Here is a 14,338-nt window from a genome sequence, read left to right as displayed (position 1 = left end):
ACGGAGAACTCCTGACCCACGACCTTCTCCTCGACGAGTACGTTCTCGCCGGGGGCCGGAAAGCCGGTGAGGGTCGCAGCGCGTCTACCCTCGAGATGTCCAGGTCATGTCATGTCATGTTCAGAACGGTTCGTCCGGCGTATCGGAGAATCGAGTACGTCCCGGCCCGGGGTTCGTTGCAGTGAAGTCGACGAAGCCGGACCTGTCCTGGCCGTAGCGCTTCACCACCGGCTGTCCGAAGCGCCGGTACCAACCCCAACACAAAGCCTTCCAGGCTTCATCGGTTCTGCTGGAGTATTGCGCGAGGAGGGGCGAGTCGCACCGACTGTCTTGAAGTCCAGTTCGCGCATGAGTTCCTGGACAAGATGGGTGCCGATTTTCTGAGGAGAGGCAATCAATACACGCTCAGAGAGAAACACGGAAATCCTGTCGGCCATCTACGGGACTGAAAGTTGGCACGAGGAACGGACTTCCGCCCCCGCGACTTACGATCATTCCGATCCTCCATTGCCTCGTCAACGATCATTTCAGGCCACCGGGTTGGCTCATAAGATTCTTAGAAGAATCCTGAGTAAATGCGGTGAAGTTTTTGCCGGATCTCTGTTTGCTCGCCCTGTGCTGAGGGAATCATTGGCACTCCGCATGCCCTCGCTTCGATTTGACCGGTTTACGCGCCGTTCGGGAGGGCCGGAGCGGTCGCCCGGGCCGCGTCCGGTGCCGGAACGGCAGCCTGGCAACTGCTGGAGCTGGGCTTCGGCTCCGGGCAGACGTGGCGGCGGCGCCTGGAGCGAGGGCGGCCAGGCCGGCGTCGACCAGCTGCACCGCATCCTGCGCGCCGAATGGAACGCGACCGATGAACTCGACTGTTCTCGGGGGAGCCGACACCGGCCCGTCGCCGGTCGACCGGCGGAAGACGGGCAGCAGACACCACCCGATCCGGGTCCTGGCGACCCAGGGTGAGGGCGGCGTCAGCGGAGGCCCTCGGCCGGCAGGATGCGCCGCACCCCGGAGCGGTGGATGCCGAGCGTGAGGCGGTGGGTCCTTCCGGGTGGCGCGGGTAGGCGGTGACCTCGCGGAAGAAGAGGGCGACGCACCACTCGGCGGCGGGCCTGCCCAGTCCTCTGGTCTTGGCGGGCCAGGCCAGTGCCCGGCGCGGCGGGGCGGTGGGGTGCCCGGCGGGTACGCCGTCGGGCAGGTCGCTCTGGGCCGGCAACTCCTGGAGGAGCTCGCGTGCGAGGCCGTCGAGGTCTCCCTCTCTTTGGCGTCCGGGGCGTTGCGGTAGGTCCGCGGAAGGCCATTGCCGCCATCGGCGGTGCCGGAGTCGCGTCGTGGGAACGGGAAGGGCGGGCGAGTCCTTTCGCAGGTCCCAGAGCTGGCCGACGGGTTGGCGGGTGCCAGATCCCTGCGCCTGCTGGGGCGTAGCGGGAGCCGGACTCCCTCGCGAGGAACACGCCGCAGTCCGCAGCGGACTCCAGCCTTCGGCGGCGCGTGCTTTCACTGTCCGACCGCCCGCCCGCGCCATGAGGGCTGCCCGTCGAGGGGTTCCATTTGGACTCCTCCTTGTGGGGCATCCCGAGCTGCTCGATTAGAAGGTTGGCGACCTCTCGCCTGTGCGTCGCGACTTGGTCTTCCGGGAACATGACCGCGCCCACAGCGGGCTCGGTGATCGTCCCAGCTGGTTCATCCCGTACCCGTGCAAGTCGGCATCCGCCCGCGGCGCGCCATCACCAGCTCTGCGCCGCGGACGCATGCTCAGCTGCCCCGGCCTGGCGTCATGAGCTGCGTGACCAACTCCTTGGCGGCGCCGTCGAGTTTGCGCCTGTAGAGGACCTCGCGCCGGTGGACGATCCGGGGCGTCCCGAGGGGGACGGCCGTGCCGACGGTGCTCTCCCTCGCCACGGACCAGGGCAGTACGACCTGGCCGAGACCCGCTTCGGCCAGTCCCTGCAGGGTTCGTACGTCCAGGCCCTCGTAGCGGAGGGACACGGGAAACGCTTTGCTGTGACAGATCGCGCGCAGTTCGGTGAGGGCGGCCGACGTGCTGGGGGCATCGATCCATTGGGCGTCGCAGAGGTCGGCCAGGTGGAGCCTGGGGCGGCCCTTGAGGGGGTGGTCGGCGGGGAGGAGGACGGCCACGGGTTCCTCCGCGACACGTACGGTCTTGAGAGGGCCGACATCGATCACGGGCAGCGGGTCGTCGGGGGCTCCTATGCCGTCGACGAGACCGAGATCGAACGTGCCCGTCGAGACCTGAGCGGCGATGTCCTCCCGCGCGGCCATGCGCAGGGTGATGCGGGTACGGGGGCTCACGGCGCGCGCCGAGGCGAGGGCGTGCATGGCCTCGCGGGTCATGGCGAGGGGGGAGACGCCCAGGACGAGCGTGTCCGCGGGGGCCGCCAACCGGCGTGTGACATCGCTGCGGGCGACTTCCAGACGGTGTAACAGGGGCTGTGCGTGCTCCAGCAGCCGCTGCCCCTCCGCCGTGAGGGACACGGGCCGCCGGTTCAGCAGCTGAACCCCCAGATCGTTTTCCAGGGTGGCCACCTGCTGTGAGACGGCGGACTGTGTGTACCCCAGTGCGCGTGCGGCATCTGAGAACGACCTGCGCTGAGCCACCGCGACGAAGGTCTTGAGCACATGAAGATCCATGCCGATCAGTATGGCTAATGATTTTTTATCGATTGTTGTTGGAGTCCGCCCGGGTCCGATTGCGATGATGTGTAATGTGACAGCAGCTCAGGGGGGACGTATGACTCGCGTCGCGCTGGTGGGGGACAGAACCACGCACGTCCGTGCGCATAACCGTGTACCTTCTCTTTTGGCTGCCGTCGCTGACAGAGAAGATCTGCTGCTCGACATCTACTGGGTGCCCACCTCCGACGTGGACGAACGCACCTTGAAGGAATTCGACGCGATCTGGCTGGTCCCCGGCAGCCCCTACCGGAACGAGAAGGGCGCCGTGGAAGCCGCGCGTGTCGCGCGCGTGCACGGCATCCCGTTTGTGGGAACGTGCGGCGGATTCCAGCACGCCCTGCTGGAGTTCGCGCGCCACGAGTGCGGGCTCCCCGACATCGGCCACGCCGAGAACGCCCCCTGGGCCGAGGAGCACCTGATCATTCCCCTGGCCTGCTCGCTCATGGCTTGGGAAGGCGTCGTGCACGTACAGTCCGGCTCCCTGGCGGAGCGGGTCCTCGGCACGGATCTGATCACGGGCCGCTATCAGTGTGCCTATGGCCTTTCCTCCGCCTACCGCGACGTGCTGGAACAGCACGGGATGCGGTGGAGCGGCGTCGGCGTGGACGGGGAGGTCCGCATCGCGGAACTCCCGGACCACCCCTTCTTCCTGGCCACGCTGTTCCAGCCCGAGCTCTCCGAGGACGAAGAGAGCGCGCAGGCGATCAGCGCGGCCCTGGCGAGGGCCGCGGTCGCTCGTAAGGAACGACGGCTGACGCCCGTCGGGTCCGCGGCCTGAACAGGGCGATCCGCGCAGAACACACCAAGCAGGCAAACCCTGACAGGGCGGCCTAGGTCGACTCAGGCGTCCGGCACTGGATCCTGACCTGATCTGTGCACGCCCCTGCCCGAATCCATCCCAGATGGATGCTTTCGCTCACTTTGACCACAAGGAGTAGCACCGTCATGGATCCCTATCACCGCGTTCTCCTCGTGTACTGCCGCGGCGGCGCACCGCTCGAGTACGCGATCCCGAAGATCGCGGAGCGCGCTGAGGTGCATGTCCTGGCACTGCAGCAGATGCCGTCGCACACGGAGGACTCCTGGCGTCCGCACTGCACCGCCGTCATTCCGGCGTGGGACGAGCGTCTCGAAGGCGACGCCCTGGTCGGTCTGATCGTCGAGGAGGCCCAACGGGTCGGCGCGGACGCGGTGTTCACGCTGTCCGAGTTCGCCGTCCTCGCCGTGGCCGAGGCGGCCGAGCGGCTCGGTCTGCGTGGCGCGGGACCGAAGGCGGCCCAGTCCCGGGACAAGCGCCTCATGCGGGAGATCTGGGAGCGAGAGGGCGTGCCGAGCCCCCGCTTCCGCCGCGTCACCTCCGAGGACGAACTGAAGTCCGCCTACGCGGAGTTGACGCCCCCACTGTTGCTGAAGTCGGCTTGGGGTGCGGGCGCGGTCGGCCAGCTCGTCATCGACTCTCCCGAGCGGATCGCTGAGGCGTGGGCCGAGACGACCGCGACGGTGGCGGACGCCCACGCGACCGGCTTCATGGAGCTCCAACAGGTGGGCGCCGAGCACGACTTCCTCGTGGAGGAGATCATCCCGGGCTCCATCCGGAGCTGGTGGGACGCCGACAGCGGCTACGGTGACTACCTCAGCGTCGAAGGCATCGTCGCCGACGGCGAGTATCACCCGCTGTGCATCACGTCGCGCATCCCGACCATCCCGCCCTTCACCGAGCTCAGCAACCTCGCCCCGTGCGCCCTTCCGCAGGATCTGCAGCGGAAGGTCGAGTCGGTGGCACGCGCCGCCGTCGACGCGCTGGGTCTCGAGACGTGCGGGACGCACACCGAGATCAAGCTCATGGACGACGGCGGCCTGTCCGTACTGGAGTCGGCAGCGCGGCTCGGGGGCGTCATGGTCGCCCCCGAGATCGAGCACGTCTTCGGCTACGAACCGATCGGCATGCTCATCGACTCCCTCCTGGGGCGGCCGGTCGAATTCCCCGAGCGGATGCTCACCGACCTGGACGCCAAGGGCGCGGCCGGCTCCCTCTCGCTCATCGCGACGGACGCCGCGGGCAACCCGTGGGCCGAGGAACTGACGTGGGACGAGGACCTCGTGGACTGGTCCGGCATCCTCAGCCCGGGCAGCCGGATCGAGGCCGTTCCGGGGCTCAGCATCACCAAGGGCACCCCGATGCCGCGCTACGACTTGTCCAGCGGAGCCCTCGGCTACGGCGGCATCTTCTTCCTGCGCACCACCGGCGCGGACACCCTGGTCCGCGATTCCCACTCCGTGCTCAACAACCTCGAAGCCGCCCTGTCCAAGGGCTGGCGTGAGAAGAACGCCCAGACGGAAGGCCACTGAATTGATCATCTGTGGGCTCAAACTGACCCACGACGGTGCGGTCGCCCTCATCGAGGACGGACAGCTCGTCTTCAGTGTGGAGGTGGAGAAGCTCGCCAACAACCCTCGCTACAGCCAGGTGGAGAGCAGCTCCATCATCACCACGCTCCTGCGGGACTTCGGCTATCAGCCCTCCGACGTCGACCGCTGGGTCATCGACGGCTGGGACGGCAAGCACGCCGGATACGCGAACCTCACCGACCAGGGAAAGCCCGTCACCCTGAACCTGGCGCCCTACCGGGAGACCGACGCGGTCCCCGACGTGTTCGAGCCGGGCCACGAGGGCACGTTCCCGCTGGCCGGCGAGTCACGGCCGTACAGCAGCTACGTGCACATCGCGGGACACATCGCGAGCGCCTACTGCACCAGCGACTTCGCGCTGCGCGGCGAGCCCTCGTTCGTCCTCGTCTGGGACGGCGGCCTCTTCCCCCGCCTGTACTGGGTCGACCCCGAACGCGGCGTCGAGAACGGCGGCGAGCTCTTCCCGCTGATCGGCCACACCTACGCCACAGCGGCCCACCACTTCGGGCCGTTCCGCCGCGCGAACGAGGCGAGCACGGTCGACGACCTGTCGGTCGCGGGCAAGCTGATGGCGTACATCGCCCTCGGCAAGCCCCAGCAGGCGATCCTCGACGTCCTGAGGTCGACGTTCGCCGAGCACTTCGAGTCCGAGTCGGACAGGACGGCCGAGTTCCGGTCGAAGGTCGGCGGGTTCGGCAGCACGTCCGAGCCGTCGATGTCCTTCGTGCACGCCTACTTCCGCGATGTGCAGGAGCGGCTGGCCGGGGCCGGGTTCTCCGACGAGGACGTCCTCGCCAGCGTCCACCAGTTCCTCGAGGACATGCTCATCGAGCGTCTCGTGGCCAAGGTGAAGGCGTGGAAGGGCGAGGGCCCCTGGAACATGTGCTTCGTCGGCGGCTGCGCGCTGAACATCAAGTGGAACAGCGCCATCCGACGCCAGGACCTCTTCACCGACGTCTGGGTTCCGCCCTTCCCGAACGACTCGGGGTCGGCCATCGGTGCGGCGGCCCTCGGGCTCGTCGCCGAGAAGGGCCGCCCGGTCGCCATCGGCTGGAATCCCCGTCTCGGTCCCGCCCTGAAGCCCACTCCCGAGGTGCCGGAGGGCTGGCGGACCACGCCCTGCTCGCCGGAGGAACTCGCCGCTCTGCTGCACGAGACCGGTGAGCCCGTGGTGGTCCTCAACGGCCGCGCCGAGCTCGGCCCCCGGGCTCTCGGTGGACGCAGCATTCTCGCCGCGGCGGTGGAGCCGCGGATGAAGACCGTCCTCAACGACGTGAAGAAGCGCGAGCCGTATCGGCCGGTCGCCCCGATATGCCTGGAGGAGCACGCTCCCGGGATCTTCTCCCCCGGCACCCCCGACCCGCACATGCTGTTCGACCACGTGGTCCGTCCGGAGTGGCGCGACCGCGTCCCGGCCATCCTTCACCTGGACGACACCGCGCGCCTGCAGACCGTGGGCACGGAAGACGACGAGACGCTGCGGCGCATCCTCGTCGCCTACCACGAGCTCAGCGGCGTCCCGGTCCTGTGCAACACCAGCGCGAACCTCAACGGCAGCGGGTTCTTCCCCGACGTGGCCTCGGCTCTCGAGTGGGGGCGCGTCGACATGGTGTGGAGCGAGGACACGCTCTACCGCAAGGTCACCTCCGACTGACGAGCAAGCAACGGCACGGCCGAGTCCCCAGACCATTCCTGCACGGAAGCAAGGATCAAAGGATCAGATGAGCTACGTTCTCGGAATCAACCTCAGCCACGACCGCTCCGCCGCCATCGTCAAGGACGGTGAGCTCGTGGTCGCCATCGAAGAAGAGCGCCTAGACCGCATCAAGCACTCCGAAGGCTTCCTCATACAGGGCCACTTCGAGCGCCTGACGAAGACCATCCCCATGAAGGCGATCGCCTACTGCCTCGACGCGGCGGGCATTGGCATCGACGACGTCGACCTGGTTCTCGGCAACCGCCCCCTGGGCGACGGTGCCGTATGGCGCATCCTGCGTGAACTTCCCATCAAGGACAAGAGCAAGGTCCACGCGCTGCCCTTCCCCTCGCACCACCTGGGTCATGCGGCGGCCACCTACTACACCTCGCCCTTCGACGACGCGGCCGTACTGATCATCGACCAGGCCGGCAGCCGCAACGCCGACGGCATCATCGAGAAGCACACCGCCTTCGTCGGCGAGGGCACCGAACTGCGCTCCGTGGCCGCCACGTCGTACCCGGCGGACTACACGGACATGAGCCTCGGGCTGTTCTACGACTTCTTCACCGCGAAGATGAACTTCCTGACCCGCTACGGCACTCCGGACTTCGGTGTCTTCGAGTGCGGCGGCTACCCGGAGGCGGGCAAGACCATGGGTCTCGCCCCCTACGGCCGCCCCCGCCCGGAGTGGGGTGACTGGCTGACCTTGGACGGCTTCGACATCAAGGTCTCGCAGGGCGACCTGGAGCAGATCTGGAAGGAGCTCCTGGAGGCCGAGGGCGCCGACTACGAGCCGTCCGCGCGCGGCTCCTGGAACCACCAGTTCGCCAAGGACGTGGCCTACAAGGTCCAGGACGAGCTGGAGCGTGCCGTTCTGCACCTGGCGCGCCACACCCACGAGTTGACCGGCAAGCGCAACCTCTGCCTGGCCGGCGGCGTCACCCTGAACTCGGTCGCCAACCAGCGCGTGCGCGCCGAGGGCCCCTTCGACGACGTCTACATCCCGGCTCCCGCCGGCGACTCCGGCGTGGCCATCGGCGTCGCCCTCTACGGCTGGCACGAGATGCTCGGCGGCAAGGAGCGGTACCGTATGCGCTCGGCGGCGACCGGCCGCACGTACACGCGTGAACGCGCCGAGCAGGCGCTCGCCCGCTACAAGGACACCCTCGAGTGGCGCGAGGCGACGGTCGACGAGGTCGCCGAACTGATCGCCGGGCACCACTTCGTGGGCTGGTTCCAGGGCGCCTCCGAGATGGGCCCCCGCGCACTCGGCCACCGCAGCATGCTCGCCGACCCGCGCCACCCTCAGACCCGCGACTACCTCAACACCACGATCAAGCACCGCGAGGTCTTCCGTCCGTACGCCCCGTCGGTCCTCGCCGAACACGTCTCGGACTGGTTCGACTTCACCGGGGAGAGCCCCTTCATGCTGCTCGTGCCGGACGTGCGCGAGGAGCGGCGCGCCGAGGTCCCGGCGATCACGCATGTCGACGGCACCGCGCGGGTGCAGACCGTGCACGCCGACATCGACCCCACGTATCACGCCCTGATCAGCGCCTTCCACGAGCGGACCGGCGTGCCGATGCTTCTCAACACCTCGTACAACGACAACGGCGAACCGATCGTCGAGACGCCGGAGGACGCCCTGCGCACCTTCCACCGCACGGAACTCGACTACCTCTACCTGGACGGTCTGCTGGTCACCAAGACCGGCCGATCCCTGCCCGCGGGACACCCGCGCGAGACCCCGCTCGCCCAGCGCTGACGACTGCGAGGGCGGCCGCCGCGACCGGCGGCCGCCCTCGCGGCGCGCACGTCCACTCCACGTCCGAGAGGCAAGATGTTCCCGTCACACGCTCCCATGCCCGAAGTGGCTGCCTTCCGCAACTGGTACGAACGCGCAGGCGTCCGGGCCGATCCGAGGCGGCTCCTCGACATCGAGGACGACATCCACAAGGCGTTCTTCCCCGAGGACCTCGTACCGCACCTCGCCCACCCCCACATTGACCCCGACGACCACCTTCTACGCCGGTATCTGATCGCGCAGCACTGCTACCAGTGGCTGCGCTTCACCATGCACTTCGAGGTCTCCGTGGTCTGCCGCGCGACCCAGCTGATAGCCGACGGCAGCACCGGCCTGTCCCTCACCGACGGCTCGCGCATGGACGCCTACCGGATCGTCGTGGACGAGGGCTACCACTCGCTGTACAGCCTCGACGTCCAGAGCCAGTTGGAGAACCGCTCCGGCATCGCGGCCCTGGAGTACGACTTCGGCCCGTTCATCAAGGGCCTTGACGGGGTCGGTGCTGACATGCCCGACCACCGGCTGCTCGTGCAACTCCTCCAGGTCGTCGTCTTCGAGACCCTGGTCACCTCGATCCTGTCCGACATCCCGAAGGACGAGGGGGTCGTCGAGCTGGTCCGCGAGACGGTGCGCGACCACGCGATCGACGAGGGACGCCACCACGCCTTCTTCTCGGCCTTCTTCAAACACCTGTGGGGCCAACTGGACGCCTCCACCCGGAAGTTGGTGGCCGAGTACCTGCCCGACCTGATCATCCGGTCCCTGCAGCCCGCGACCCGTCCCGCCCACACGGCGCTGCTCGCCTCAGGGTTCGACGCCGGCAAGGCCCGGGAGATCGTGGCCGAGTCCTTCGCGCCCGAGTCCGTCCTCGCGGGCATCCGCCACTCGGCCGCCAAGACCATCCGCCTCTTCGAGGAGGTCGGCGTCCTCGACCTCCCCGGCGCGCGCGAGCGCTTCTACAACAAGGGACTGCTCACCGCCTGAGGCGGGTCACGAGCCGCCGGTCCCCACGCCGGCCACAGAGGGAGAAGACATGACTGACACGGATGGTGTGCTGCTCGTCCTGGGGAGCGGCCACCAACAGTTCCGCGAGTACCTCCTCGCCTCCGCCGCACAGCGGGGCAAGGTCTGGCTGTTCGACCCGGAGGCCCCCACCTGGCAGACCCCGTACATCGTCGGCTCGACGGTCCTCGATGTCTTCGACCCGGCGGTGTCGGTGCCCGCAGCCCGCGAACTGGCCGCCCACACGCCCGTACGCGGCGTGTACTGCTATCACGAGGCCGGTATCCTCGCCGCCGCCCACGTCGCCGCCGAACTCGGGGTGCCGGGGCCCACACCGGAGGCGGTGGCCGCCGTGCGGGACAAGGGCGCGACCCGGGACGTCCTCGCCCGGGCGGGGATCCGTCAGCCCGAGGTTGCCCGGGTCACGACCGAGGAGGAGGCCGAGAAAGCCGCCGCCCGGATCGGCTTCCCCCTGGTGGCCAAGCCCCGCGGCCTGGGCGCGAGCCAGGGGGTGGTCAAGGTCTCCGCCCGCGAGGACCTGGCCGAAGCCCTGAAGATCGCCGGCTCGGCGACCCAGGCGGGCATGGTCAACCACGCGGACGTGCTCGTCGAGGAGTTCCTGACGGGTCCTGAGATCAGCGTCGACGCGGCCGTCTTCGACGGCGAGTACCTCCCCTATCTGATCGGGCACAAGCAGCTGGGTGGCGAACCCTACTTCGAGGAGACGGGGCACACCGTCATCGCCGACGACCCGCTGTTCGCCGACGAGGACCTGTGGAAGATGCTCGCCGAGGCCCACCAGGCCCTCGGCTGGTCCCACGGCATGACCCACACCGAGGTCAAACTCACCCCCGACGGACCCGTGATCGTCGAGGTGAACGGCCGTCTCGGGGGCGACCTCATTCCGTATCTGGGCCGGATCGCGAACGGCATCGACTCCGGCCAGGTGCAGGCGGACGTGACCCTGGGCGTCCGTCCCCGCCTCGACCGGAGCCGGAACGCGACGGTCGCCATCCGCTTCCTCTGCCCGCCCGCGAGCTGCACGGTGCGCCGCCTCGCCATGCCCGCCGCCGACCCCGACGCGGGCCTGTACGAGTCGGTGCCGCTGGTCGAGCCCGGCACGCGCCTGCTCATGCCGCCCGAGGGCTACATCGCCCGCTACGGGTATCTCATCGCGCGGGCCAGCTCCCCGGAGGAGTGCGAGGCGGTCCTGGACCGGGCCGAGGCGGACGTCGTCTTCGAAGGCGAGTGCTGACCCGTGCCCGACGAGCAGCCCAAAACGGGCTCCCCGGAACCAGAAGACGCCCCGGAGCAGCAGGACGAGCACGCGGGTGTGCTGCGGACGCTCCGCGAACTGCCCAACCCCGTAAGAGTCCTGCTGTTCGGCGTCGCCCTCAACCGCATGGGCAGTTTCGTCGCGCTGTTCCTGGTTCTCTACCTCACGGACATCGGCTACAGCCCCTCGCGGGCCGGTCTCGTGCTGACCGCGTTCGGCGTCGGCACGATCGCCGGCAGCTTCCTCGGAGGCACCGTCACCGGCCGGTTCGGCCCGCGGCGGGCGATCGTCGGGTCCATGGTGCTCTCCGGCGTGGCCACGGCGTGGTTCGGCTTCGTGGACCAGTACGCCCTCCTCGTGGTGATCAGCCTCGCGGCGGGCACGTTCACCCAGGTGTACCGGCCCGCCGCCTCTACCCTGCTCGCGGAGCTGACGCCGCCCAAGCGGCTCGTCATGGCGTCCGCGGCCACGCGCCTCGGCCTGAACGTCGGCGCGTCGGCCGGTCCGCTGCTCGGCGTGTGGCTGTCCGGATACTCGTACACCGGGCTGTTCCTGGTGAACGCGGCCACGAACCTGGGCTTCGCGCTCGTCGCGCTCCTCGCGCTTCCGGAGACGGGGCGGGGAGGAGCGGAGGCGGAAGCGCCCGAGAAGGAAGGGAAGGCCAAGGGGGCTGGGAAGAGCGGCGGGGGATACCTGGAAGTCCTGCGGGACCGCAGGTTCCTCCTCGTGATCGTCGCGATGTTCCTCACCGCCTTCACCGAGGCCCAGTACCAGGCGGTGCTGCCGCTGGAGATCAAGGAACGAGGTCTCTCCACGGCCCTCTACGGCACGGTCCTTGCCCTCAACGGCGCCCTGGTCATCATCTTCGAGCTGCCGTTGACCCGGTTCACCCAGAAGCTGCCGATGCACACCATGATCGCCTTCGGCAGTCTGCTGATCGGCGGCGGCCTCTCGCTGTTCGGCATCGGCGCTGGGATCTGGATCTTCTTCATGGGCACCATCGTGTGGACCCTCGGTGAGATCATCAGCGCGCCCTCGATCGTCGCCTATCCCGCTCTGGCCGCGCCGAGGGAACAGCTGCGCAGCCGGTACATCGGGGCCCTGACCACCGCGCAGACCGCCGGCTACGCGGTCGGCCCGAGTGTGGGAACGGCCCTGTTCCAGTACAGCGGCACGGCGGTGTGGGCCATGTGCGCGGTCCTCGGTCTCATCGCTTTCGCGGGCATGTGGGCCGGGGCGGCGCCGGGGCCCGAGCGCTCGTCCGGCGCCGCGCCCGGGGATCCCAGAGAAGCGGAAACGACTGCCGCCAGGTGACGGGAGGTTGACGGGCCGAGGTCCGCGCCGATGCCGGTCTCACGGCGCGGCCTCGACCGGCCCCCGCCTCACCGCGCGGCTTCCACGAGCCCTCGCATCACCCGCAGGTCCTGCCCCATCTCGGGATGCCACTGCACCCCAAGGAGCCACCCGGACGCGGAGGGCAGTTCCATCGCCTCCACGGTGCCGTCTTCGGCGTACGCGGACGCCACGAGCCCCTGCCCGAGGCGGTCCACCGCCTGGTGGTGGTACATCGACACTTCCGTCTCCTCCGGCACCAACTCCCCGTACAGGGTGCCCGGAACCGGCTTCACCGGATGCGTGCCGAAGCATCCGATCCGCTCGACGTGCCCCTCCAGGTGCTGCGTCAGCGTCCCGCCCCGGGCGACGTTGATGAGCTCCATGCCCCGGCAGATCCCGAGGAGCGGCGTGCCCGACGCCAACGCCGCCTCGATCAGGGCCAGTTCCCACGCGTCACGCTCCCGCGCGGGCGGGCCCGTGTGCTCCTCGCGCTCCGCGCCGTACCGCTCGGGTTCGACGTCCGGGCCGCCTGCGATGACGAGCCCGTCGAGCCGGGCGACGGCCGACGCGGCGTGGGCGGGTTCGTCCGGCGGGAGCATCACCGCGAGCCCGCCGGCCGCCTGGATCAGCCACGGGTACCTGGCGGGCAGGAGCGCAGCCGGCAGCTCCCACACGCCCCAACTCACCTTCTGTTCAAGGTAGGTGGTGACGCCGATGAGTGGCCGGTCGTTCATGGGGCTCCCCCGTCTCAGCCGGAACGTGCGATCACCACCACATATACCGTGGCCCTGCGGGCACCGCCCGCACATCCGCGAGAAAGATCGCGGCGGGGGCGTGCCCGCGGGGGCCGCACGGGTCGCTCACATCCCGGCTGGCCCCCGGCTGGCCCCCGGCGGATTCTCCGGGCGAGGTTCGGGCGTCCGGTCCCAAGGTCGGCGCCCAGCGGGCCGCGACCGTCGTGTTCGCTTGCGACGGGACCGGCGTGGCGGAGACCGGGCCGACGCCGGGTGACGGGCGCGCGGGACCCCTCCCGGGCACCCGCGGGTAGAACGGCCCCATGACCACATCGGAAACATCGGCCCGCCGCCGTACGGGCAGGCTGTCCGCGGTGCGCGGCCCGGCGGGGACCGTCTGTGCCCTGGTCCTCGCCGCCGCGCTGACCGGATGCGGCTCCGACTCGGGCGACGACGCGGGGGCATCCGCGTCGGCCGCGCCGTCGCGTTCGGTCGAACCGTCGTCCGCATCGCCCACGCCCGCGAAGCCCTCCTCGTCGCCGTCGCCGACCGCGGTCAAGCCGATGAAGCCGTCGACGCAGGCCGAGCTGCGGGCCTGTGCGGACGGAAGCTGCACGGTGGTCGTGACGAAGGGCACCGAACTCCCGCGCGCCGCCGGCCTGCGGGCGGGACCGTTCACGGTGAGCGCCGTCGGTGCCGGAGGCGTGGACCTGACCTCGGTCGACGCGAGCGGATTCACGTCCAACCTCCTCGGGCAGCGACCCGACCAGGGCGGGCCCTCCACCGTCAACGAGCTGTCGATCGCCGTTCTCGCCATCGTGGGGGACACCGCGAAGCTGCGGCTCTTCCCGGCGGAGCGCTAGCTGTCGCACGCGTCGACCAGAAGCAAGGCTCTCGCAGCGTCTTCGAGGAGGAATGGTCATGGGGCAGGTACGCGAGGGGGCACGGGCAGGGGCGTGGGCCGTCGGCGGCATCATCGGCCTGGCGGTGGTGTACGTGATCGGGGTGTTCGCCTTCGGTGGCGCGGGGTGGATCACCGCCCCGTTTCGCGGTGAGGCGGACAAGCGCGAGAACACCGTCGGCTCGGGCGAGTTCCGTCAGACCACGTACGAGGAGTTCTTCGATCTGTGCGAGGCCGTGCAGAACGCCGAAGGGACGATCCAGGCGCTCCGGGAGGAGCGGAAGACCGCTTCGGGGACTCGCACGACGCAGATCGACCAGTCGATCACCGCGCTGAAGGCCACGCGGATCGAGTCGGTCAACGCCTACAACTCGAAGGCCGCCCAGGAGCACCGCGCGTCCTTCCGTGACGAGGATCTGCCGTACCGGCTGGATGCCACCGCCGAGCGCACGACGTGCACCAACTGATCCCCATCTCATCCCGG

Annotated in this window: 11 protein-coding genes; 9 read left to right on the top strand and 2 right to left on the bottom strand. The window is 69.2% G+C overall.

All coding sequences use genetic code 11. The annotated features are described in order from the left end of the window. Positions 1-1,752: 1,752 nt before the first annotated feature. On the bottom strand, positions 1,753-2,649 hold the full coding sequence (locus ACTMVF_RS23545) for a LysR family transcriptional regulator (protein ID WP_441273072.1): 897 nt from the start codon (positions 2,647-2,649) through the stop codon (positions 1,753-1,755). A gap of 100 nt (positions 2,650-2,749) precedes the next feature. On the opposite strand from ACTMVF_RS23545, the gene ACTMVF_RS23540 reads away from it, so the two are divergent. The 7 genes from ACTMVF_RS23540 (at position 2,750) to ACTMVF_RS23510 (ending at position 12,198) form a co-directional block, all read left to right on the top strand. After that, entirely contained in the window at positions 2,750-3,472 is a 723-nt protein-coding gene (locus ACTMVF_RS23540; protein WP_441273071.1) for a CTP synthase C-terminal region-related (seleno)protein, read from the top strand. A 167-nt stretch (positions 3,473-3,639) separates the two neighbouring features. Beyond that, complete coding sequence (locus ACTMVF_RS23535; RefSeq protein WP_441273070.1) at positions 3,640-5,043, top strand: ATP-grasp domain-containing protein; 1,404 nt, start codon at positions 3,640-3,642, stop codon at positions 5,041-5,043. Between the two features lies 1 nt (position 5,044). Continuing rightward, the gene (locus tag ACTMVF_RS23530) at positions 5,045-6,757 is read left to right on the top strand and encodes a carbamoyltransferase N-terminal domain-containing protein (RefSeq protein WP_441273069.1); all 1,713 of its coding nucleotides are present in this window, start codon (positions 5,045-5,047) and stop codon (positions 6,755-6,757) included. 67 nt (positions 6,758-6,824) lie between these two features. Further along, positions 6,825-8,567: a carbamoyltransferase family protein gene (locus ACTMVF_RS23525; RefSeq protein ID WP_441273068.1), complete on the top strand. Its 1,743-nt coding sequence runs from the start codon at positions 6,825-6,827 to the stop codon at positions 8,565-8,567. A 96-nt stretch (positions 8,568-8,663) separates the two neighbouring features. Continuing rightward, entirely contained in the window at positions 8,664-9,590 is a 927-nt protein-coding gene (locus tag ACTMVF_RS23520; protein WP_441273067.1) for a diiron oxygenase, read from the top strand. Between the two features lie 49 nt (positions 9,591-9,639). After that, entirely contained in the window at positions 9,640-10,863 is a 1,224-nt protein-coding gene (locus ACTMVF_RS23515) for an ATP-grasp domain-containing protein (protein ID WP_441273066.1), read from the top strand. A gap of 3 nt (positions 10,864-10,866) precedes the next feature. After that, on the top strand, positions 10,867-12,198 hold the full coding sequence (locus ACTMVF_RS23510) for an MDR family MFS transporter (protein WP_441273065.1): 1,332 nt from the start codon (positions 10,867-10,869) through the stop codon (positions 12,196-12,198). Positions 12,199-12,266: 68 nt separating this feature from the next. Here the strand turns inward: ACTMVF_RS23510 and ACTMVF_RS23505 are convergent, their stop codons facing one another. After that, the gene (locus ACTMVF_RS23505; RefSeq protein WP_441273064.1) at positions 12,267-12,953 is read right to left on the bottom strand and encodes a gamma-glutamyl-gamma-aminobutyrate hydrolase family protein; all 687 of its coding nucleotides are present in this window, start codon (positions 12,951-12,953) and stop codon (positions 12,267-12,269) included. A gap of 323 nt (positions 12,954-13,276) precedes the next feature. On the opposite strand from ACTMVF_RS23505, the gene ACTMVF_RS23500 reads away from it, so the two are divergent. Beyond that, positions 13,277-13,816, top strand: a complete 540-nt coding sequence (locus ACTMVF_RS23500) for a hypothetical protein (protein WP_441273063.1) — start codon at positions 13,277-13,279, stop codon at positions 13,814-13,816. Positions 13,817-13,868: 52 nt separating this feature from the next. Continuing rightward, a complete protein-coding gene (locus ACTMVF_RS23495; protein WP_441273062.1) occupies positions 13,869-14,321 on the top strand; it encodes a hypothetical protein in 453 nt (150 codons plus the stop codon). Positions 14,322-14,338: the final 17 nt, after the last annotated feature.

The organism is Streptomyces sp. SD31, assembly GCF_052068475.1.
Classification (GTDB): domain Bacteria; phylum Actinomycetota; class Actinomycetes; order Streptomycetales; family Streptomycetaceae; genus Streptomyces.
This window is presented reverse-complemented; position numbering and strand designations above follow the sequence as displayed.

Excerpts from the sequence above, each read along its gene's own strand:
- ACTMVF_RS23545 (WP_441273072.1), bottom strand. The coding sequence starts at position 2,649 with ATGGATCTTCATGTGCTCAAGACCTTCGTCGCGGTGGCTCAGCGCAGG.
- ACTMVF_RS23540 (WP_441273071.1), top strand. The coding sequence starts at position 2,750 with ATGACTCGCGTCGCGCTGGTGGGGGACAGAACCACGCACGTCCGTGCG.
- ACTMVF_RS23535 (WP_441273070.1), top strand. The coding sequence starts at position 3,640 with ATGGATCCCTATCACCGCGTTCTCCTCGTGTACTGCCGCGGCGGCGCA.
- ACTMVF_RS23525 (WP_441273068.1), top strand. The coding sequence starts at position 6,825 with ATGAGCTACGTTCTCGGAATCAACCTCAGCCACGACCGCTCCGCCGCC.
- ACTMVF_RS23520 (WP_441273067.1), top strand. The coding sequence starts at position 8,664 with ATGCCCGAAGTGGCTGCCTTCCGCAACTGGTACGAACGCGCAGGCGTC.
- ACTMVF_RS23515 (WP_441273066.1), top strand. The coding sequence starts at position 9,640 with ATGACTGACACGGATGGTGTGCTGCTCGTCCTGGGGAGCGGCCACCAA.
- ACTMVF_RS23505 (WP_441273064.1), bottom strand. The coding sequence starts at position 12,953 with ATGAACGACCGGCCACTCATCGGCGTCACCACCTACCTTGAACAGAAG.
- ACTMVF_RS23500 (WP_441273063.1), top strand. The coding sequence starts at position 13,277 with ATGACCACATCGGAAACATCGGCCCGCCGCCGTACGGGCAGGCTGTCC.
- ACTMVF_RS23495 (WP_441273062.1), top strand. The coding sequence starts at position 13,869 with ATGGTCATGGGGCAGGTACGCGAGGGGGCACGGGCAGGGGCGTGGGCC.